Raw genomic sequence first — 19170 nt, 5'->3', positions numbered from 1 at the left:
GAACCAGAGAAAAAACCCCAGCAAAAAACACAAAAAAACAAAAAGACAAGAAGCCACACACGCGTCAAGGCACTGTTGAATTCTCAAAGAACACACCCACACCAGTGGGCACACCACCACAGAACCCTCAAACAACGAAGCCCTGCGGCCGGTGCACATTCACCCTAGCACCCCACCACAGCACCCCCAACACCCGGGGGCACCCCAGCCGGCACCACCACAACGCACAACCACGCCACAGCAGCACCTAAAGGGGAGCCAGGATGAACTTATCAAGTATCGAATGGACGAACCATCCTGAGCTTCAACGAATTTACCCGGTCCGCTTCGCGGCGTCAACCGCACGTCCCGGCTCGTTCAAGACCCGTTCGGTCTCTGTTCACGACACAGTCTACACACCGCACCTGAGCTCCGCGAAGCGGGGGGTCATCCGCGAACTCCCCGGGCAGCGCTCCAGCGCAGAAGAGGGCGTCGCGCTCCCGGAGGCCCCGGTGACGTGGAGAACCACCACGTCACCGCTCCACCGCACCGCTCACCCCTCGTCGTCGGCGGCTTCCGCGCTGGGACGCAACCACAGCTTCACCGTGCTCGTCTCCGAGGCCCCGATCGCCTGCATCAGCTGCTCGGGGGACACGGGATCGTTCCTGCCGACCAGCACGATCTCGTACCCCCAATCGGCGAACTCCCGCAGCACGGCCCTCGGGTCGTCGCCGATCGACTCGACGGCCGCGGGGGTGAACGAGCAAACCACCGAGGGACGGTGATCGCGCAACAACCCACCGAGCCCGGTGAGAACCCGGTGCAGCCCGCTGCCCACGTCCACGTGGACCACGGAGAGGTTCCGCTCCCCGATCCCGTGCGTGCTGTCCAGCTCGCGATCCAACCGCACGCCGCGCAGCTCGACCTCCTGGGAGCGGGACTCCTGACCGGAGCGCTGCGCGGAATCAGCGGGATCCCGGAGCTGCACACCTCCGGTGTCCACCGGTTCCCCGACCAGTTCCCGGTCGGAGTCCCACGCCGCCTCGCCCAGCACCGTCAGCCGCTCGCGCACCCGCTCGGCCACGTTGACCTCGGCGTTGTGCTCCAGCAGCTGACGTGCCGCCGGATCGGGCTCGACCGCCACAACTCGGCCGGTGTGATTCAGCCGCCCCAGCACCCGCACGGTCTGATAGCCGACGTAGGCACCGATGTCGAGGAACACTCCACCCGGTTCCAGCAGCGAATCGATCAACGCCGAGACCTCGGTGTCCCAGCGGTGGTGCGAGGACAGCCAGGGAAGCATGACCGTGTCCTCCGCGGGCAGCCGCAGCAGCCCGGCCTCGCACACCACGGGGGTACCGGGGACGTGGTCGGTTCCCCCGTTGCGCTCGTGCTCGCGCAGCACGATCCGCCGCAGGGCGTCCGTCCCGCGCAGCGCGTTGTCGATGTCGAGAGCCGTTCGGCGCAGCCCGGAGTCCAACTGCTCCTGCTGCTGCCGCTCCGAGTTCTCGATCCGCTGCTCCAGCCGGTCCACCCGGTCCAGAGTCCGCTCCACGGCCCCGGTGAGGCTGTCGACGCGTTCGGCCAGTTCGGACAGCTGGTTCTCGCTCGCGGCCTGGCCACGCTCCTCGAGGGCCCGCAGCCTGCGATCGTGCTCGGCCAGGTCGGAACGGGCCTGCACGGCCCCGTCGTCCGCCCCGGCCACCCGGGACCCCAGCTGCTCCTGACGCTGGGAGAGCTGAGTCAGCTCCGCGCGCACGGCGTTGACGTCGAGGTCGTCCGCCCGCCCCTCCTGACGTCGCAGCAGCTCCGCCGCCGTCTTCTCCACGCCGTCGAGCAGGGAGCGGATGATGTCGCGGATGTGCTCGTCGTAGTGGCCGAGCGCCTTGAGCACGGCCTTGCGCAGGGCCGGGGTCACCGCGTTCCGACCGCCCATCCCCACTTCTGGAGGACGGTGCAGCGCGTGCCGCGCCACCAGCAGCGGACGCAACGGGTCCTCCTCGGGATCCTGCTGGTCCCGCGCCCACTTGGCCCGCCAGTTCCGGTAGGCGGCCTCCACCCGCTCGCGCAGCTGCTCCCCTGCGCGCCCCGCGGAGTGGTGCCGGGACAGGAACTCACGAGCGGCCGTTCCGGAGCGGGCCGTTGCCTCCGGATCCCCGACCGCCTCGGTCAGCGCCGCCGCGGCTGCCTCCGGATCGGGTTCCCCACTGCCCTGACAGCGCACGAGCACCGCCCCGGAGGAACCGAGCAGTTCCGCCACGGACCCGTGCTCCACCGTGATCACGGGTATCCCCCGGGACACCACGTCCAGCAACCGCAGCGAGTACCGGTCGCCGCCGACCCCGCTCTCCGCGCGGTGCAGTGAGACCACGCAGTCGGCGATCGCGCCGCCGAGTTCCGCGGCGTCGCGCTCCTCCCGGAGGACGACGCGGGGATCGGTGGCCGTGGCCAGCCGCAGTCGCTCGGCGGCCTCCGGATGGTCGGTGGCGCCGCTGACCGCCACGAACAGGCGCACATCCGCGCGTTCTCCGAAGGTGGCTCCGAAGGCCGTCACCAGACCGAGCACATTGGCGCGGTACTCATCGGCGTGATCGGCGAAGGCGACGAACACGAACTCCTCGGAGAACCCGAGCCGAGCGCGCGCCTCCTTGCGCTCCTCCTCCCCCGGGGGATCGTTCTCGGGGAAGGGCAGCGCCAGCACGCGAGCCTGCACTCCCGCGTGTCGTGCCGCGTGCCTGCCCGCCTGGGACAGCGCCCACACCTCCGCGGGCTCTCCGCCGGCCGCTCCCGCGTCCACCGGATCCGCCCCGCCGTCCGGTCGCACGTCGATGAGGTGGTGTCCCGCCGGAACGGGGACGGCGGGGTCGCAACGGAGCACGACCGGGTAATGCGGCTCGTCCGAGCTCGGCACCCCGGAGGAGCGCACGGCGAGGCGCACCAGTTCCGCCAGTCGTCCCGAACCGAGGACGGCCACCCCCAGCTGGTCCGTCATGTCGGACCGTTCGGGGCCGTGGCCGCGCACCGACTGCGGTGGGATCCTGCCGCTGGCGACACCGACCCCGGCGCACCACTCCCCGAAGGCGGCGGCGTCCTTCCCGAGCGGTTCGGGGTAGTCCCGCCGCAGCTGCGGGTCGTCCCGCCACACGGCGATCGCCCACCGCGAGCACCCCGCGGCCCGTTGGCGCTCGTCCTCCGGTTCCGCCGCCCACTCGAGGAACTCGGCCTGCGGATCCCGCTCGGAGTCCCCCTGCTCGAACGGGCTGGGAAGCGGGTCCCCACCGTCCTGTTCCCCGCTCAGCCACCGCGCGCGGTACGCGGCGCGCATGCTCGGGGTGATCAGGGTCCCGTCGGGCAGGTGGTCGAACGGGTGCGTCCGTTCGGCGGGCAGTCCCTCGGAGACGAGCGCGTTGCGGTACCCCGCGCACAACCCGGCCAGTTCGGGGAAGTCCGACAGCAGCACGCGCGGACGGTCCGCGTACTCCGTCGACAGGAGCCAGGGTCGTTGCGCTTCGAACCCCTCGAAGTGGACGCTGCGCAGCGGTTCACCGTCCACGAGTTGCCGCCCGTGCGAGGTCTCGAGCCTCCGCTGACTAGCGTTGAACACGGAGAGACCGATCCCCGGGTCCCGCAGCACCCGGTGGTCGACCATGGCGGGCAGTCCCTCGAACAGCCCTTCGGCCGAGCTCGGATCGGCGCGGGCCTGAGCAGCCCACTCCTCGAGGACCGCCTCGGCCCCGCTGTGCGCGGCGAGCAGGTTCGTGTCGAAGGACCCCGCCCTGACCAGGTCCTTCGGACCTGGGCGCAGGCCGTCGGCGGGCAACGGACGTAGCACCCTGGGAGCCAGCCCGAGCGGTTCCGCGTGGCTGAGCACGTCGAGCGCGTCACCGAACGGGGCGAACACCCGAACGACGGGAGAAAGATAGAGCAGCGGCGACTCGGACCGCAGCAGGAACGCCAGCAGCCGGGGAAGTATCACCGCGTTGAGTGATTCCTGCCCGCACGCCGCGGCCAGCCGGGCGAACTCGACGTCGTCGACGCCGATGTCGGCGGGGGTGCGCACTTCGGCGCGCAGCGCTTCGTCGAGTTCCTCCTCGAAATCCAGCAGCAGGATCGTGAAGCGCCCGTCCGGGTGGTTGTGCAGGAACGAGTCGCGCAGCACGCGCGCTCCGGCGAGCTGTCCGTGCCGCGCGACCGTGCAGCCGTGCGGGGTGGGGCCCGTGGACTCCCGTTCGGGTCCGTTCACTTGCTGCTCGGACTCCTCCGGGAGTTCCACGGGCCAGGCCGGTTCGTCGACGAGTTCATCCGGCGAATCGGTTCCCTCCGGAGCGGGGGACGGCCATCGGGTCGATTCGGAATGGTCCAGGGGATCACTCACGACTCCTGAACTTACCGTCGACGCTCACGTGGTCACACGCCCCGACCGGGTCACAGCATCGGCATCAGCGTGCGCAACTCGTACGGCGTCACGTGACTGCGGTAGGAGTTCCACTCGTCCCGCTTGTTGCGCAGGAAGAAGTCGAAAACGTGCTCCCCGAGCGTTTCCGCCATCAGCTCGGAGTTCTCCATCTCGGACAGTGCCTCGTTGAGGTTCTGCGGCAGGTTCGGGTATCCCGCCGCCTTGCGCTCGCTCTCGGTCAGGGACCAGACGTCGTCCTCCGCCGCGGGAGGGAGCTCGTAGCCACGTTCCACTCCGCGCAGTCCGGCGGCGAGGATCACGGCGTAGGCCAGGTACGGGTTGCAGGCCGAGTCCAGGTTGCGCACTTCCACCCGACGGGAGGAGGACTTGCCCGGGGAGTACATCGGGACCCGCACCAGGGCGGAGCGATTGGCGTGTCCCCAGCAGACCGCGGTGGGTGCCTCACCACCGACGACGAGTCGCTTGTAGGAGTTCACCCACTGGTTGGTCACCGCGCTGATCTCACGGGCGTGGTGCAGCAGGCCCGCCACGAACGCGCGGCCGGTGTCCGAGAGCTCGTAGGGGTTCTCCGGGTGGTAGAAGGCGTTCTGGTCGCCCTCGAACAGGCTCACGTGGGTGTGCATGCCGGAGCCAGGCTGAGTGCTGAACGGCTTGGGCATGAACGAGGCCCGCACGTTCTGGGTGAGCGCGACCTCCTTGACCGCGTACCTGAACGTCATCACGTTGTCGGCCATGGTGAGGGCGTCGGCGTAGCGCAGGTCGATCTCCTGCTGCCCCGGGGCGCCCTCGTGGTGGCTGAACTCGACGGATATCCCCATGGCTTCCAGCGCTTCGATGGCGTTGCGCCGGAAGTGCGGGGCGGTGTCGTGACTGGCCTGGTCGAAGTAGCCCCCGGAGTCGGCGGGGGTGGGTTCGCTCCCGTCGGTGGGGAGGTCCTTGAGGAGGAAGAACTCGATCTCGGGGTGCACGTAGCAGGTGAATCCCGCCTCCGTGGCCCTGGAGAGGGTCCTGCGCAGCACGTGCCGCGGATCGGCCCAGCAGGGCGAACCGTCCGGCATGGTGATGTCGCAGTACATCCGCGCGGAGTAGTGCTGCCCGTCGGCGGTTTCCCAGGGCAGCACTTGGAAGGTCGTCGGATCGGGTTTGGCGACCATGTCCGACTCGTAGACGCGGGAGAACCCTTCGATGGCCGAGCCGTCGAAACCGATCCCCTCCGCGAAGGCCCCCTCGAGCTCGGCGGGTGAGATGGCCACCGATTTCAGTATTCCCAGAACATCGGTGAACCACAGCCGCACGAAGCGGATGTCGCGTTCTTCCAGAGTGCGGAGCACGAACTCCTGCTGACGGTCCATACTCGCAGCCTAAGTCCTCGCCCCTCACGCGTGCCGCACCCGCTCCGTCACGGGTGCGCCACGTCAGCGTGTCCGTCCCTTCCTGCTGCTCCGGCCACGTCCGACCGCGTGCCTTCCCGGGGGCGCCTCCACCGTGCCGCTCCGCGGTGGCCGGGCGATTCGCCGGAGACGACACACCGGGACGGCGCCCCGACGAACGTGCGCGGCCGGTCTGCGCGAAGATGGAGCCATGCCGCAGTTGCGCATCGCCCTGGCTCAGGTAAACGCCCGCGTCGGCGACATCACCGGTAACAGTTCGATGATCGTGGAACGCGCCAAGGAGGCAGTCGAACAAGGTGCCCACGTCGTGGCGTTCCCGGAGATGGCGCTGGCCGGGTATCCCGTGGAGGACCTGGCGCTGCGGAAGTCGTTCGCCGCGGCCAACCGCTCCGGGATCGAGTCGCTGGCCGAGCGGCTCCGGGACGAGGGATGCGGCGACTCGCTGGTGATCGTGGGGCACCTGGACCGCGAGGACGAGGGGATACGCAACTCGGCCTCGCTGCTGTACGGCGGCGAGGTGGTCGACACCTACCACAAGCACCACCTGCCCAACTACGGCGTCTTCGACGAGGCGCGCTACTTCGCCCCCGGTTACGACCTGCCGATCGTGCGGATGCACGGCCTGGACGTCGGGGTGGTCATCTGCGAGGACATCTGGCAGAACGGCGGTCCGGTGGCGGCGCTCGGCAGGGTCGGGGTGGACGCGGTGGTCTGCATCAACGGTTCCCCCTACCAGCGCTCCAAGAACGAGGAGCGCACCTCCCTGGTGGTACGTCGGGCGGCCGAGGCGGATGCTCCGCTGGCCTACGTCAATCTCGTCGGAGCGCAGGACGAGCTCGTCTTCGACGGCGATTCGATGATCGCGACGAACCACGGCGAGATCCTGGCGCGCGCTCCGCGCTTCTCCGAGTCCCTGCTGCTGCACGACCTGGACCTGACCGCGGGCGGGCACACCTCGACCGAGGTCACCCCGGAGCCCGCGGACCAGGAGGTGCCGCTGCACTTCCGCCCGAAGACGCTGCCAGCCTTCCACGTCAACCGGATCACGCTGTCCCCCGATCCGCTGCCGGAGTACGCACCGCTGCGGCAGGAGGCCCCGGTCGCCGAGGCGCTGTCGGAGGAGGCCGAGATCTGGGCGGCCCTGGTGACCGGGTTGCGGGACTACGTCCGCAAGAACGGCTTCGAGGCGGTGACCTTCGGATTCTCGGGCGGGATCGACTCCTCGGTGTGCGCGGCCCTGGCCGTCGACGCGCTGGGGCCGGAGGCGCTGTACGGGGTTTCGCTGCCTTCGCACTACTCCTCGGAGCACTCCCGTTCCGACGCTGCCGAGCTGGCGGAACGGCTCGGCTGTCACTTCGAGACCCACGCGATCGAGGACATGGTCCGGGTCTTCGTCGACCAGCTGGGACTGTCCGGACTGGCCGAGGAGAACATACAGGCGCGTTGCAGGGGCATGACCCTGATGGCGTTGTCCAATCAGCACGGACGGCTGGTGCTGGCCCCGGGGAACAAGACCGAGCTCGCGGTGGGGTACTCGACCCTCTACGGCGACGCCGTCGGAGGCTTCGCTCCGATCAAGGACGTGCCCAAGACCCTGGTGTGGCGGCTGGCCCGCTGGCGCAACGACGAGGCGGACAAGCTCGGGACGACTCCACCGATCCCGGAGGGCTCGATCACGAAGGCCCCGTCGGCCGAACTGCGTCCCGGACAGGTGGACACCGACTCGCTGCCGCCGTACGAGGTGCTCGACGAGATCCTCGACGGCTACGTGGAGGGCGACCGCAGCTACGCGGAGCTCATCGGGCAGGGTTTCGACGCCCAGCTCGTCGAGCAGGTGCTGCGGATGGTGGACCGGGCGGAGCACAAGCGCAGGCAGTACCCGCCGGGGACCAAGATCACCCTGAAGGCCTTCGGCAGGGACCGCAGGCTCCCGGTGACCAACCGGTGGCAGGAGGCACGCCCCTGACCGGATCCCTCCGCTCCGATCACCGGGACCTCGGGGCTTCCGGAGCCTCGAGGCCTCGGTGTTCGGACCGAGCGGCCCGTTCGGTCCGACCGGCCGCGGCGAACGCCTGATGGAACCGGCCCGAGTGCGCTACGGTCCCGCCCGTGACGCTCCCACAACCCCCGCAGGCAGGCCCGCCACCGCATCCGTACGCCGCGCAGCCGGTCGTCTACGACGTGGGCAGAAGAGTCCGGCGCAACGTCCTGATCGGTGGAGCGGTCCTCGGACCGTTCGGGTTGCTCCTGCTGATCAGCGCGTTCCGGGGCGGTGTGGACGGTGGGGTCGGCGCACGCGTGTTCACCGGGCTGTTCGGCTGCGCCCTGATCGGCGTGGCGCTGCTGGTGCTCCTCTTCTGGCCGGTGCTCTCCCGCACCCAGCAGCTCTTCATCGAGCCGCCCGGTGTGCGGTGGCACGATCCCCGCGGGAAGCCGTTCGCGATCCGCTGGGAGGAGCTCGCGGCCGTCGAGCTCTCCCGGAAGTGGATGGTTCGCCGCATGGGGCGCCCCGGGGCCGTGGTCCGGCTCGACCTGTTCCCCGCCGACGTGAGCTTCCGGTCGCGCCACCCGGAGATGGAGCACCTCTGGGAGCGGGACGGCCTGCGAGGTGGCTACCGGCTTCCGATCGGCGCGGACAAGAACGCTGCACCGCTGCTGGACGAAGCGGTGCAGCGCTTCCACCCGCGGGCCCGCGGCGGCATCCGCGAGACGGGCAGGCCCCATCTGACCTGAGCCCGAGCATCCGCCCCGGCACGTTCGTGATCCCGGTGCTCGCGGGCAGGGGCGAGCACACCGCGCACGACCGGGGCTGGCGTCGGAGCGGGCACGCTCACCCGGCCGTCCTGGCGTGCAGCGAGCGCAGCTCCTCCTCCGTGAGCTCGACGCCGAGCTCACGCAGCGCCTCGCCCAACCGGGCGGCGGGAACCGTTTCCCGCACGAGCTCGCCCTCCGGGGACTCGACGATGAGCTCCGTGCCGATCAGCTTGCGCATCCTGCCGGGCTCGATGCGCATGACCACCGGCTTCGCGACGAACGGCGAGTCCGGGTGGGTGGCCGTGTAGTGGTGCGCCACCTCGTAGTCCACCGGGCGCTTCGGAGTCCTGTCGAAGGTGTGCAGCGCCTCCCAGCCCTTCCGGGTGTGCTTTTCCAGCGTCCAGTCCGCGCCGTTCCGGCTGAGCCGGTGCGGCCACCCGGCCTGGTCGACCACCTCACCGTCCCGCAGGGGCATCGGATCCAGCACTCCTGCTCCGAAACCCACGTCGGCCAGGTGGTCCTCCCCCTCGGCGGAGACCACCAGCATCATGTGGGTGTACGGACCGGGGCGGTCGGGCTGCACCCGGGCGATGTGCCTGGACACCGTGAAACCGAGCCGTTCGAGGACGGCGGCGAACAGCAGCGCGTGCTCGTAGCAGTACCCGCCCCTGCCGCTGCCGCTGCCGCTGCCGCTGCCGACCAGCTTCGACTCGATGGTGCTCAGCTCCAGACCGGGGTGTGCTCGGAGCACCACGTCGATGTTCTCGAAGGGGATCGTGCCGACGTGGGCGCGATGGAGGTCGTACAGGGCGTCCACCGACGGGGTGGACGGCCGCGGGACCCCGATCCGTTCCAGATAGCCCACGACGTCGACGGAATCGGTCCTCCACTCGTCGCCGGCCGCGCGCTGTCGATCTTCGAGTTCGGTCATGCCGGGCAAGCTCCCACTTCGAGCGCGCTCGAAGTCAACCGAAGCCGAGATCGAGGAAACCGCGTGGCGGCCCTGTGACGTAGACCGGAAACTGTCGAGTTCTGCTCGCCCCGGTGCCAGTCTTGGGGTGTAGACATCCGCGACTGAGCCCGTGGACCCGCAGCAGGGCCGCGAGGAAGAGGATGAGCATGTCCACGACCGAGAACGAGAGCACGCGGGGCACGACGAACGGCTCCAGCGCTGCCGAGACCGGGGCACCCTACGGTTCGACGCCACAACGTCGCAGGGTGCGGACCCACCACCTGAGGGAGTACAAGCAACGCGGCGAACCGTGGCCGATGCTGACCTCCTACGACACGTACACGGCGCGCATATTCGACCAGGCCGGGATACCGGTGCTGCTCGTCGGCGACTCGGCCGCGAACAACGTGTACGGCTACGAGTCCTCGCTGCCGATCACCGTGGAGGAGATGCTGCCGCTGGTACGTGCCGTGGTCGGAGCGGCCGAGCACGCGCTCGTGGTGGCCGACCTGCCGTTCGGCTCGTACCAGGCCTCCCCCGAGGAGGCCGTGCACACCGCCGTGCGGTTCATGAAGGCGGGAGCCCACGCCGTCAAGCTGGAGGGCGGTGCTCGCTACGCGGCGCACGTGAACGCGTTGGTGACCGCGGGGATCCCCGTGATGGGCCACATCGGATTCACCCCCCAGAGCGAGCACGGCTTGGGCGGATACCGGGTGCAGGCCCGCGGGGACCGCGCCGAGGAGCTGCTCACCGACGCCAGGGCGCTGCAGGACGCGGGTGCCTTCGCGGTGGTGCTCGAGATGGTTTCCGCGGCCGCGGCGAAACGGGTGACCGCGGAGCTCACCATCCCCACCGTCGGCATCGGCGCGGGTCCGGACTGCGACGGCCAGGTGCTGGTCTGGACCGACATGGCCGGGCTCAACACCGGTCACACGGCGCGCTTCGTCAAGCGCTACGCGGAGTTGGGCGACGTCCTCGCCCGGGCCGCGGACAGCTTCGCCGCGGAAGTGCGCGACGGACGGTTCCCCGCTCCCGAGCACAGCTTCGACTGAGCGGAGGAGCACCTCCGGTCGCCCGGGGCGCGGGGCGGACCGAGAACCGTCCGCCCCGCGCCCCGGGGAGCCCCGGGTCCCAGCGGCTCGAGCGCACCGCGAGCTTCTTCCCGCGGCACGAGGCCGCTCCCCGGGGAAGGCCCCGGGGGAACAGCCGTCACACGTCGGTGACGCGAAGCCCGGCGTGAGCCTTGTAGCGCCGGTTGATCGCGATGACGTTCGCCGTGAGCGCCTCCACCTGGTGGGCGTTGCGCAGCCTGCCCCCGTAGATGCCGCGCACCCCGGGGATGACGTCCGCCAGCGCCCTGACCAGGTCCGTGGCCTCCCTGTCGTCGCCGAGCACCAGCACGTCCAGATCCACGTGCCGCACGGACGTGTCCGCCAGCTTGACCGCGGAGACGTGGTGGAACGCCGCAGTCACCCTGGAGTCCGGCAGCAACGCCTCCGCCTGCTGGGCGGCACTGCCCTCCTCGACCTCGAGCGCGTACGGTCCCTTCTTGTCGAAGCCGAGCGGGTTGACGCAGTCGATCACGATCTTCTCCGCCAGCTCCGAGCGCAGCTCGCTCAACGTGTCCGCGTGCGCCTCCCAGGGCAGCGCGGCGAGCACCACGTCGGCACCGGCCGCGCACTCCGAGTTGTCGCACCCCCGGACGGAGCCACCACCGGCTTCGGCGATCTCCTCCGCGGCCTGCTCGGCGCGCTCCGCGGAACGCGAGCCGATCAGCACGTTCAGCCCGGCCTGGGCCCAACGGATCGCCAGTCCCTTGCCCTGAGCGCCCGTGCCACCCAGCACCCCGACGGTCAGGTCCCGAACATCAACCACCGTGGCTCCTTCTCGTAAGCCGGATCACCTGTCGCTTCCACTGTCGCTGCCAGGATCAGCACGCGCCAGGTGGGGCGGATGTGGGGTTGGCGACTTCGAGCAGAACCCGGCGGCGCGGGAGCGGGGACGGCTGTCTCGAACCTCGCGCCGCCCTCGGAAATTCAGAGGTCCCCGCCCTCCGAGGGATCGTTCCAGCGCCGATCGGACTCATCGGCCTGCTCGGTCCGGCGGTGGGCGAGTTCCAGCGCGTTCTCGGCCGAGGCGCGATCGCTGTACGGTCCGAGACGGTTGAGCGCCCGACAAACCTCACCCGGTGCTTCGACTCGTCGGTGCTTCAAGCAGAAGTACCAGCCGTTCGGGGCCATGACCCGAGCCTCGCACGCGCGGGCCGCGATGTCACGTTCCGCGCTTCCGCCGAGCACTCCACCACCCCGCCCGAGCGGTCCGAGGTCGCCTACCGGATCGGGTCCGCCGCTCGTCGTCGCCCGCTCACCGGTCCGGTGGGGCGGGGCCGGTGGCGGGGCCCTCGCTGCCCGCGTGCCGCTTCGGGATGGGATCCGCTCGGGGGACGAGGACCTGCCGCTCCTCCGGGTCCTCCACCCTGCTTCCGTCCCGCAGCCGGTACTCCGGTTCGCCGTTGTCTCCGAGCTCCATGGTGCAACCGATCTCGGAGAGCTGCTGCTCGTCGAGCTCGGTCAGGCGTTCGTAGCCGCTGGGGACGACGCGGTAAACCGGCCATTGTAGATGTCCGAAGGCCTGGTGGAACTCGGCGAGGAGGTCGCGCATGTGCTGTTGCCACGGCAGCGGCATCGACTCGGCCAGGGAGCGCGGCAGGACGGTGTAGTCGTCGTCGGTTCCGCAGCGCGTCCACGACAGGTAGTCGGCGAGCGGGGTGCTCGACGCCGGTGGACCGCTCGGCCGGGGAATCGGGTCAGGGGTGAACATGTTCGTCCTCCTAGGAGAAGACGGCAGAACCGTCGGACCACCGTCGAGTGGCCGGGACACTCACACGCGCGAGCGGTGGACGCCGGTGTCTCCACGTGGCTCCGGGGCGGTCAACTCGCCCGGGCCCTGGACGGGCGCACCACCGTGGGGAGCAGTTCCCCGCCATCCCAGAGCTCGGTGATCTCCACTTTCTCACCGGGTTGCGGGGCGTGCAGCACCTTGTTGTCCCCGATGTAGAGCGCCACGTGGTGCACCGAGTTGGAATCACGCCCATGCCCCCAGAAGACCAGGTCCCCGCTGCGGGCCTTGCTCAGCGGAACCATGGCCCCGCCGGAGTGGTACTGGTCCTGCGACACCCGAGGGATCTCCACCCCGGCTGCCGCCCACGCGCGTTGCGTCAGGCCCGAGCAGTCGAACCGGTTCGGGCCCTCCGCTCCCCAGACGTAGGGGGAGCCGAGCTGCTTCCTGGCGTAGTCGACCACCTTCGCGGTGAGCTCACCGGTGTTCGGGCTCCCGGAGCAGTCGTTCGACGTCCGCGTGCCGCTCTCGTCGCCGACCAGGTACGCGGCCATCGACTCGACCTCGTGGTAGCGGGTGGGAAAGGCCGAGCGCTCCACGGACTGCGCAGCCGTGCCGGGGCGCATGTCCTTCCAGCCGTCGACCTCCAGCAGCTCGTCGTAGAACTTGTTGATCGAGTAGTCCAGGTTGGTCACCTGCTGGGGTGTCCCCCAGTTCATCGAGGGGCGCATCTGGAACACCCCAAGCGAGTCCGCGTGGCCGTAGTTCAGGTTGCGCAGGTTCGACTCGGTCTTGCCCGCCTGGATCGCGATCTGCCACGCGCGCGGGGACAGCTCGCGTCGCTTGCCCACCTCGATGATCCGCTGGACGACCCGCCGCTGTTCGCTGCCGAGCCCCTGCGCCATTCGCCTGCCGCGCGAATCGGCCGCTGCGGAGGCCCCCAGCGCGGCACCACACCTCGCCCCGCTGGTCCGCTCTCCACCGCCCATGCCTGCCAGCAGGCCGGTTACCGCCCCCACACCGAGGAGTCCACCGAACCCGGTGAGCAGTACCAGTACAACAGCGATCTTTCGCATCTCAGTCCACCCTGTCGTAGCCGGACACGCGCCAACCCTCCGAGGAAGAACGGACCACGTGCACTCGCACGGTGGGGCCGTCCGTGGGAACTCGTACTCGCATCGAAGTCTTCGTCGACTCGTCGACCTGCAGCTGTCCGGTTATCTCGGTGGCGGGCACGTTCGCCGGATCGACGGTGTTCATCACGCCGATGAACTCGGGGGTGGTGTAGGGGCGCAGCCGCTCGATCCACTGTTCACGCGTCGTGTCCTCGGAGGACCGCGTCCACGCCGAGAACCACTCGCGCACCACTTCCAAACCGGCCGGGTCGGGCTGGACCGAACTCGGCTCGACGTTCGGCACCGAGATGGACGGGGGCGACACCTCCCGCGTCTCCGCGGACGTGTCCCCGGTCTCCCCTCCCGAGAGGCCCTCCCGCGGATCGCTCTCGTAGTCCCGCTCGGTCTGCCGGGCCGCACTTCCCGGCGGCGAGGTGGCCGAAGGCACGCTCGCCAGCAGGAGACCGACCCCGCTCGCCACGGCCACGAGGAGCACGACGGCCCCCGCGAGGTGCTTCGGCGACCGCAACGGCCACCCCCACAACCTCCGGTACACCGCGGTGCGCCCCCGGTGCGTCCGAATCGGCATCAGTCCCGGCCCCCTTCGACCGATCGATCACTCATCGGAGACCTCCAACCCGCGGGACGGTCGATACACCACGTTGACCGGGCGCCCCGCCAGCGTCTCCGATTCGGACGGAAGTCGGGAACCGTCCTCCGCACCACGCAGCGGATTCGGGTTCCCGACCCGGGAGGGCACCACCACGGGATCGTCGTCGCGCTCGTTCCAGAAGCTCTCCGTTATCGGGGCTGTGTCGACCGTTCGGCTGCTTCGCCCCTCACCCTCCGGCAGGGAGCCTGCGGTCTGCCTGCTCCCCGGGCGCTGCTGCTGCTCGACCGCGCTCGCGCCCGATCGCGAGCCGCTCCCGGCCGTCCCCGCAGCCGGTATCTCGGTGCGCGAACCGGCCCCGCCCGCGGGCGAGGAGCTCGCGGAGCGGTCCGTTCGCTCCGCCGTGGCCGCCACGGTCGGCCCCTCGTTCTCGGGGCGGCCGCCGCCGAGACCGCCCCCGGACGGGCCCTGAGCGGACTCGGTGCCGGACCCCGAGGCGCGCACCTGGTCCCAGAAGTCGTCCTGGGGACCGCTCCCCCCTCCGGAGGATCCGCGCCGCGCCCGGGAGAAGAACCCGGGAGGCACCCGGGGGACCGCTCCCCCGGCGGCACCGGCCGACAGCTCGACCATCTGCCCCATTCGCCGCAGGGGTTTGCCGATCATCAGGAAAACGATCGTCAGCAGCGCGGCGAGCAGCATCTGGGTGAGCAGCTCGAAACCGCGCGTCGGGGCGAACACCCAGTTCAGCACCAAGGTGTGCAGTCCGGCCATCGCCGAGATGAGCACCACGTTGAGCAGCGCGGCCCCCGCTATGCGCCCGACGCTGCGCAACACCTCGTGGTAGAGCATCGCCACGAGGCCTATCAGCGGTCCCGCGAGTATCAGCACGCGCAACAGCACCTGGGCCAGCAGGATCGCGGCCTTGGCCAGCAGCTGGAAAGTGGTGTAGGAGAAGGCCTGGAGCATGCTGAGCATGCCCGCGCCTATCCTGCTCCCGTCCACTCCCTGGAAGTAACCGTAGGCACCGCCCATCTGCGCGGCGACTTCCTCGAAGGCCTGCTTCTTCTCCTCCACCGAGCCGTCGGCCTCCCCGGAGAGCACCTCGCGCTTGCTCCAGGCCTGCGCGTCCAGCAACCGCATGCCGAGCTCCTCGGCCTTGGGCGAGTCCGGTGAGCCGAACTCCCCGCGCAACCAACCGCGGTAGACGATCTCGTTGTGCAGCAACGTGGGCAGGGCGTCGCGCTCGTCGACACCGACCTCCCGCAGGAAACCGCCCTGCACCGCCGAAGTCCCCGTGATGACGACGTCGTCCAGGGCGTGCGTGTAGACCAGCGGCGTCAGGTAGGTGGCCGAGGCGAACCACAGGGCGGCCAGTGCCCAGGTCGTCCGCTTCCCGATCGTGGCCAGGTCGCCCTGCCAGATGTACCGGAAGAGCAGCACGGCCAGCACCACGGCCACCACCCCGAACCACGGGGTGAACACGCTGTCGTACAGCGCGACCGTCCCGGTGGTGATCATCTCGTCCAACGGGGCCATCAGGTCGCCGGACAGCAGCGAGTAGTGCAGCCCGTTGGTCATCCCGACCAGGTTCTTGGCCACGTTGAACAGTTGGTTGCCGATCCAGGTGTCGACCATCGCGTTGGGGTTGTTGACCCCCTGCGGGCCGCACCCCAGGTCGTAGGTGTGCCAGACCTGCCCGGCGTAGGCGTACTCGTCGTAGGCGCTGCCGGACTGCCCCACTCCGATGGGAGCGGGATCGACCGCGCCGACCATGCCGGTTCCCGGGCGTTCCGGATTCGGTGGTTCGGTGCAGTCGAACGGCTGGGCGTAGGCCGGAGCACCGGCCAGGGCCTGCAGCCCGAGCAGGGCGGCCACCGTGACCAGAGCCCCGCGCCGCGCCCTCCGGTTCCCGGAAGGACGGGTCCTCTCCGACCGGGAACTTCGGCGTCGGAGGACCACCCAAGCGGTGACCGCTCCCGAAATCAACAGCACCCACACGATCAGGAGACTCCTCGCGTCCGTTCCCCGCTCCGAGGACCGTTGCCGCCCGGCTGCTGCTCATCGGACTCGGTGTTCGGGTGCTCGTTGTTTCCGACGCCTGCCGCCGTGAGCTCCCACTCGGCGAAGTCCTCGAGCATCTCGGGGTCCTCTTCCAGGGGCTGTTCGGGCTGCGCTCCTCCGATCTCGGCGATCGAGTCCGAATTGGGCGTGGTCGGGTTCGTCATCTCCCCGACCTCCTCCTGCTCCGAAGCGCCCGACGCCGGGGCCGTGTCCAGGGCCTCGCGCAGATGCTCCAGGTGGGGACCGCTGAAGTCGACCCGGATGCGCTCGACCCCGCCCGCACCGTCACCGAAGATGAACTGGCGCGGGGAGCGGTCCCGCTCGGTGTTGTTCCGCGACGGCCCGGGACGCCGCCCCAGCGCGGACACCACCTGCTCGTAGCCCGCGTCGACCGGCACCTTCAGCAGCCGCAGCGCGTCCGCCTGAGCCTGCTCGTCGTCCAGCCTGCCGATGAACACCGAGTCCAGCAGGGAGACGAATCCCTGGATGCGCAGGAAGTCCGCCGGTATCTGGCTGGACAGCAGCACGCGGACGTTCCACTTGCGGGAGTCCCTGGCGAACCGGTTCATCAGCACACGGCCGGTGGGGACCTCGGAGAGGAAGAACGCCTCGTCGATCCACACGCCCTTGCGCTCCTCCTTCGGACGCTCGTAGACGGTCCGCTGCGTCAGCCAGGCGGCCAGGTTGAGCAGCTGGACTCCGAGGGCCTCGCTGTCCGTCCAGTGCTCCCGGCCGACCCCGTCCTTGGGCAGGGTCAACCCGGCCATGGTCAGCACCGTCAGCCGGTCCTCCCTGCGCTGCGAGTAGGGATCGGCGTCGGCCTCGGGGATCAGCAGCGACATGCGCTCGCGGATCTCGTCGAGGAAGTCGGCGACCACCACGGCGTGCTCGTGGTGCTCGCTGGCGTCCCGGCGGAGCGCCTCGAACACCATCCCCGGGTGCGCGTCCGGCCGCCCGCCGACGGCGCGCACCGCCCGCAGCAGCACGATGCGCGTCTGCGGCATCCGCGCGATGTCGTAGGGCAGCAGCCCGGTCAGCACGTCGAGCACGAGGCGGCGTCTGGTCGCTGCGGCCAGCGCGCGTTCCCTGCGCCAGCTCCGCTCCGGGTCCTCCTCGTCCACGAAGTGCTCGAGTTCCGGTTCGGCGACCACCCGGTACGGATTGAGGATGCCGGGTTGCGCGTTCAGCAGGTTGATCGGACGTGCGTAGGGGCGGAGCTCGGGGAGCTCGCACAGTTCGGCCAGCGGCCCGGAGGGGTCCAGCAGGGTCCAGTAGGCCCCCGAGCGCAGCGTCTTGTAGACGAGCCCGCCGCCGAGGAAGGACTTGCCACCACCGAGCCCGGCGACCATCGCCGTCAGGCCCGAGGCGTCCCTGATCTCCTGGGCCATCCACGGGTCCCAGGCCACGGGGCGTCGGGTCGCGGTGCAGGTCTCGCCCAGCAGCGCCCCGCGCCGGTCTCCCACCTCCGCGGTCGCCTGGGGAACGGCGGAGGCCGCCCACACCACCGAACCGCGGCGCAGGTAGGCCCCGGAGGCCAGCTGCTCCCCGGGGATGAACTCGCGGGCCATGGCGTACTGGGCCTCGGGGTGCTCGATCGCGATCTTGGGCTTGTACAGGTCGAGCAGCTGCTGGGCCAGGCGCAGCGCGTCCCGCTCGGTCGGTCCGGAGACCGCCATGCGCCACCAGGAGCGCACCCGGGTGGCCAGCGCGGTGAACCCCGAGGTCATCTCGTCGTCGATCTCCAGGACACGTCCGGCCTGCCGCGCCAGCGAGGTGGGCGGTTCCAGCTCGTGCTCCTCGGTGTAGTGGCGAACCTGCGAACGCACCTTGTTCATCTGGCGCTGCAGCTCACCACCGACGTCCTCCGGTCTGCGCACGTAGATGCGGGCCGACAGTTCCACGGGGGCGGGCAGCCGGTCGGAGTGCTGCAGCCACGGATCGTCGACCTCGGGGATCTGCAGTCCGTGCGTCTGGCCGAGCGTCAGCACGGCCACGTTCCGGCTCACTCCCGCGTTGGAGCCGGTCCGGCCGCGCACGGTCACGGTCGGCGAGTACGGCTCCTGGTGCATGTCCGCCGCGTCGGTGAACGAGGCCAGGTCCTCCGGCTGCCAGGTGTTGCTCGGCGTCGCCGGCAGGTTGCGCGGGGCCGGAAGTCCCAGGGAGCACGACCGGTGCATCAGCCAGGAGATCTCCTCGGCGGTGACCGGACGGCCGTCGAGCCCGGCCGAACCGACCACCTGATCGAGGTGCTCGATCTCACTGTCCAGCGCCACCAGTTCCGCGTCGACGGCTTCGGGGAACACCTTGCGCAGCAGGGGGGCCGCCCGTTCGACGGCCCGGTCCACCACGTTGCGGGTCTGCACCTGGACGCCAAGGTAGACCTCCTTCTCGGCCATCGAGCGCCCCATGAGCTGCTGCTGCTCGCCGACCATGTAGTCGTCGAAGCTCAGCGCACCGGGCACATCGGGCAGCGCGTTCTGCGCGTTCCGCACGTGGGCCTCGGCCCACATCCGGATCGGATAGGGGCGGTTCGTCACGCGCAGGTGCAGCCAACGCCCCTGGAGCTCGGCGTACTGCCCCGCGATCGCGGCTATGAGGTCCTGGCGCTGCGAGTCGGAGCGGAAGGACCAGCGCTGCGGGGAGAGGCGGTACCAGGCGAAGACGTCCTGGCCCGTCCGCAGCAGGTGCCCGTCGATGGAGCGTGCCGCTATCGACGGCGTGTAGCTCGGCAGCGACTGCTCACCGCTCAGCTTGCGGTCCTTGCTCTTGCCGGAGCGCGCGGTCTTCGACGCCTTTTTCGACGTGGCGCGGTACTGCTGTCCGGAGACCTGCTGGGAATCGCGCTCACGACCTCGTCCGCGACCGAACACCGCGAACCTCCTTGCTGTGCACACGTCTGTTGGGATTCCTGGTTCGTCCCGCGGACACTCCGGAGCGCTGCCTGCGTCGTGCCGGAGCGGCTTCCCGCCCCTGGGGCGGCGGGGCGCCGGAACGTCCTGCCCGCTCGTTGGCCGGACGCCCGGAACGGTCCTGCGTTCTTCCGGGGCCGCCCG

Annotated in this window: 13 protein-coding genes; 3 read left to right on the top strand and 10 right to left on the bottom strand. The window is 70.1% G+C overall.

The genetic code is table 11. The features are described from left to right. Nucleotides 1–532: 532 nt before the first annotated feature. Nucleotides 533–4354, bottom strand: coding sequence for an FkbM family methyltransferase (locus tag G9Q41_RS16275; protein ID WP_165633144.1), 3822 nt, complete (start codon nt 4352–4354; stop codon nt 533–535). Between the two features lie 50 nt (nt 4355–4404). Next, nucleotides 4405–5748 carry a type I glutamate--ammonia ligase gene (gene glnA / locus G9Q41_RS16270; protein WP_165633145.1) on the bottom strand — a complete coding sequence of 448 codons (1344 nt, stop codon included), beginning with the start codon at nt 5746–5748 and terminating at the stop codon, nt 4405–4407. A gap of 229 nt (nt 5749–5977) precedes the next feature. On the opposite strand from glnA, the gene G9Q41_RS16265 reads away from it, so the two are divergent. Next, a complete protein-coding gene (locus G9Q41_RS16265; RefSeq protein WP_165633146.1) occupies nt 5978–7753 on the top strand; it encodes an NAD+ synthase in 1776 nt (591 codons plus the stop codon). A gap of 143 nt (nt 7754–7896) precedes the next feature. After that, nucleotides 7897–8520, top strand: a complete 624-nt coding sequence (locus G9Q41_RS16260; protein ID WP_165633147.1) for a hypothetical protein — start codon at nt 7897–7899, stop codon at nt 8518–8520. 97 nt (nt 8521–8617) lie between these two features. On the opposite strand, the gene G9Q41_RS16255 is transcribed toward G9Q41_RS16260, so the two are convergent. After that, nucleotides 8618–9472: an arylamine N-acetyltransferase gene (locus G9Q41_RS16255; protein ID WP_165633148.1), complete on the bottom strand. Its 855-nt coding sequence runs from the start codon at nt 9470–9472 to the stop codon at nt 8618–8620. A 188-nt stretch (nt 9473–9660) separates the two neighbouring features. On the opposite strand from G9Q41_RS16255, the gene panB reads away from it, so the two are divergent. After that, nucleotides 9661–10545: a 3-methyl-2-oxobutanoate hydroxymethyltransferase gene (panB, locus tag G9Q41_RS16250; RefSeq protein WP_165633267.1), complete on the top strand. Its 885-nt coding sequence runs from the start codon at nt 9661–9663 to the stop codon at nt 10543–10545. A 157-nt stretch (nt 10546–10702) separates the two neighbouring features. Here the strand turns inward: panB and npdG are convergent, their stop codons facing one another. The 7 genes from npdG to G9Q41_RS22760 all read right to left on the bottom strand — a co-directional run bounded on the left by npdG (nt 10703) and on the right by G9Q41_RS22760 (nt 18987). Then, nucleotides 10703–11368 (bottom strand): NADPH-dependent F420 reductase, encoded by a 666-nt coding sequence (npdG, locus tag G9Q41_RS16245; protein WP_165633149.1) that lies wholly within the window; start codon nt 11366–11368, stop codon nt 10703–10705. Nucleotides 11369–11529: 161 nt separating this feature from the next. After that, entirely contained in the window at nt 11530–11733 is a 204-nt protein-coding gene (locus G9Q41_RS16240; RefSeq protein WP_092527235.1) for a hypothetical protein, read from the bottom strand. Nucleotides 11734–11857: 124 nt separating this feature from the next. Beyond that, nucleotides 11858–12313, bottom strand: coding sequence for a hypothetical protein (locus tag G9Q41_RS16235; RefSeq protein ID WP_092523148.1), 456 nt, complete (start codon nt 12311–12313; stop codon nt 11858–11860). A 110-nt stretch (nt 12314–12423) separates the two neighbouring features. Continuing rightward, nucleotides 12424–13407, bottom strand: a complete 984-nt coding sequence (locus G9Q41_RS16230) for a C40 family peptidase (protein WP_165633150.1) — start codon at nt 13405–13407, stop codon at nt 12424–12426. Between the two features lies 1 nt (nt 13408). Continuing rightward, a complete protein-coding gene (locus G9Q41_RS16225) occupies nt 13409–14035 on the bottom strand; it encodes a hypothetical protein (RefSeq protein WP_165633151.1) in 627 nt (208 codons plus the stop codon). Between the two features lie 27 nt (nt 14036–14062). Beyond that, nucleotides 14063–15931, bottom strand: coding sequence for a hypothetical protein (locus G9Q41_RS16220; RefSeq protein ID WP_347567566.1), 1869 nt, complete (start codon nt 15929–15931; stop codon nt 14063–14065). 125 nt (nt 15932–16056) lie between these two features. Beyond that, nucleotides 16057–18987, bottom strand: coding sequence for an ATP-binding protein (locus tag G9Q41_RS22760; RefSeq protein ID WP_165633153.1), 2931 nt, complete (start codon nt 18985–18987; stop codon nt 16057–16059). Nucleotides 18988–19170: the final 183 nt, after the last annotated feature.

It is taken from the genome of Actinopolyspora sp. BKK2 (genome assembly GCF_011291845.1).
Classification (GTDB): Bacteria; Actinomycetota; Actinomycetes; order Mycobacteriales; family Pseudonocardiaceae; genus Actinopolyspora; species Actinopolyspora saharensis.
This window is presented reverse-complemented; position numbering and strand designations above follow the sequence as displayed.

What these genes read in the sequence shown, in the direction of transcription:
- panB (WP_165633267.1), top strand. Translation starts at nt 9,661, where the DNA reads ATGTCCACGACCGAGAACGAGAGCACGCGGGGCACGACGAACGGCTCC.
- G9Q41_RS16230 (WP_165633150.1), bottom strand. Translation starts at nt 13,407, where the DNA reads ATGCGAAAGATCGCTGTTGTACTGGTACTGCTCACCGGGTTCGGTGGA.
- G9Q41_RS16225 (WP_165633151.1), bottom strand. Translation starts at nt 14,035, where the DNA reads ATGCCGATTCGGACGCACCGGGGGCGCACCGCGGTGTACCGGAGGTTG.
- G9Q41_RS16240 (WP_092527235.1), bottom strand. Translation starts at nt 11,733, where the DNA reads ATGGCCCCGAACGGCTGGTACTTCTGCTTGAAGCACCGACGAGTCGAA.
- G9Q41_RS16235 (WP_092523148.1), bottom strand. Translation starts at nt 12,313, where the DNA reads ATGTTCACCCCTGACCCGATTCCCCGGCCGAGCGGTCCACCGGCGTCG.
- glnA (WP_165633145.1), bottom strand. Translation starts at nt 5,748, where the DNA reads ATGGACCGTCAGCAGGAGTTCGTGCTCCGCACTCTGGAAGAACGCGAC.
- G9Q41_RS16255 (WP_165633148.1), bottom strand. Translation starts at nt 9,472, where the DNA reads ATGACCGAACTCGAAGATCGACAGCGCGCGGCCGGCGACGAGTGGAGG.
- G9Q41_RS16265 (WP_165633146.1), top strand. Translation starts at nt 5,978, where the DNA reads ATGCCGCAGTTGCGCATCGCCCTGGCTCAGGTAAACGCCCGCGTCGGC.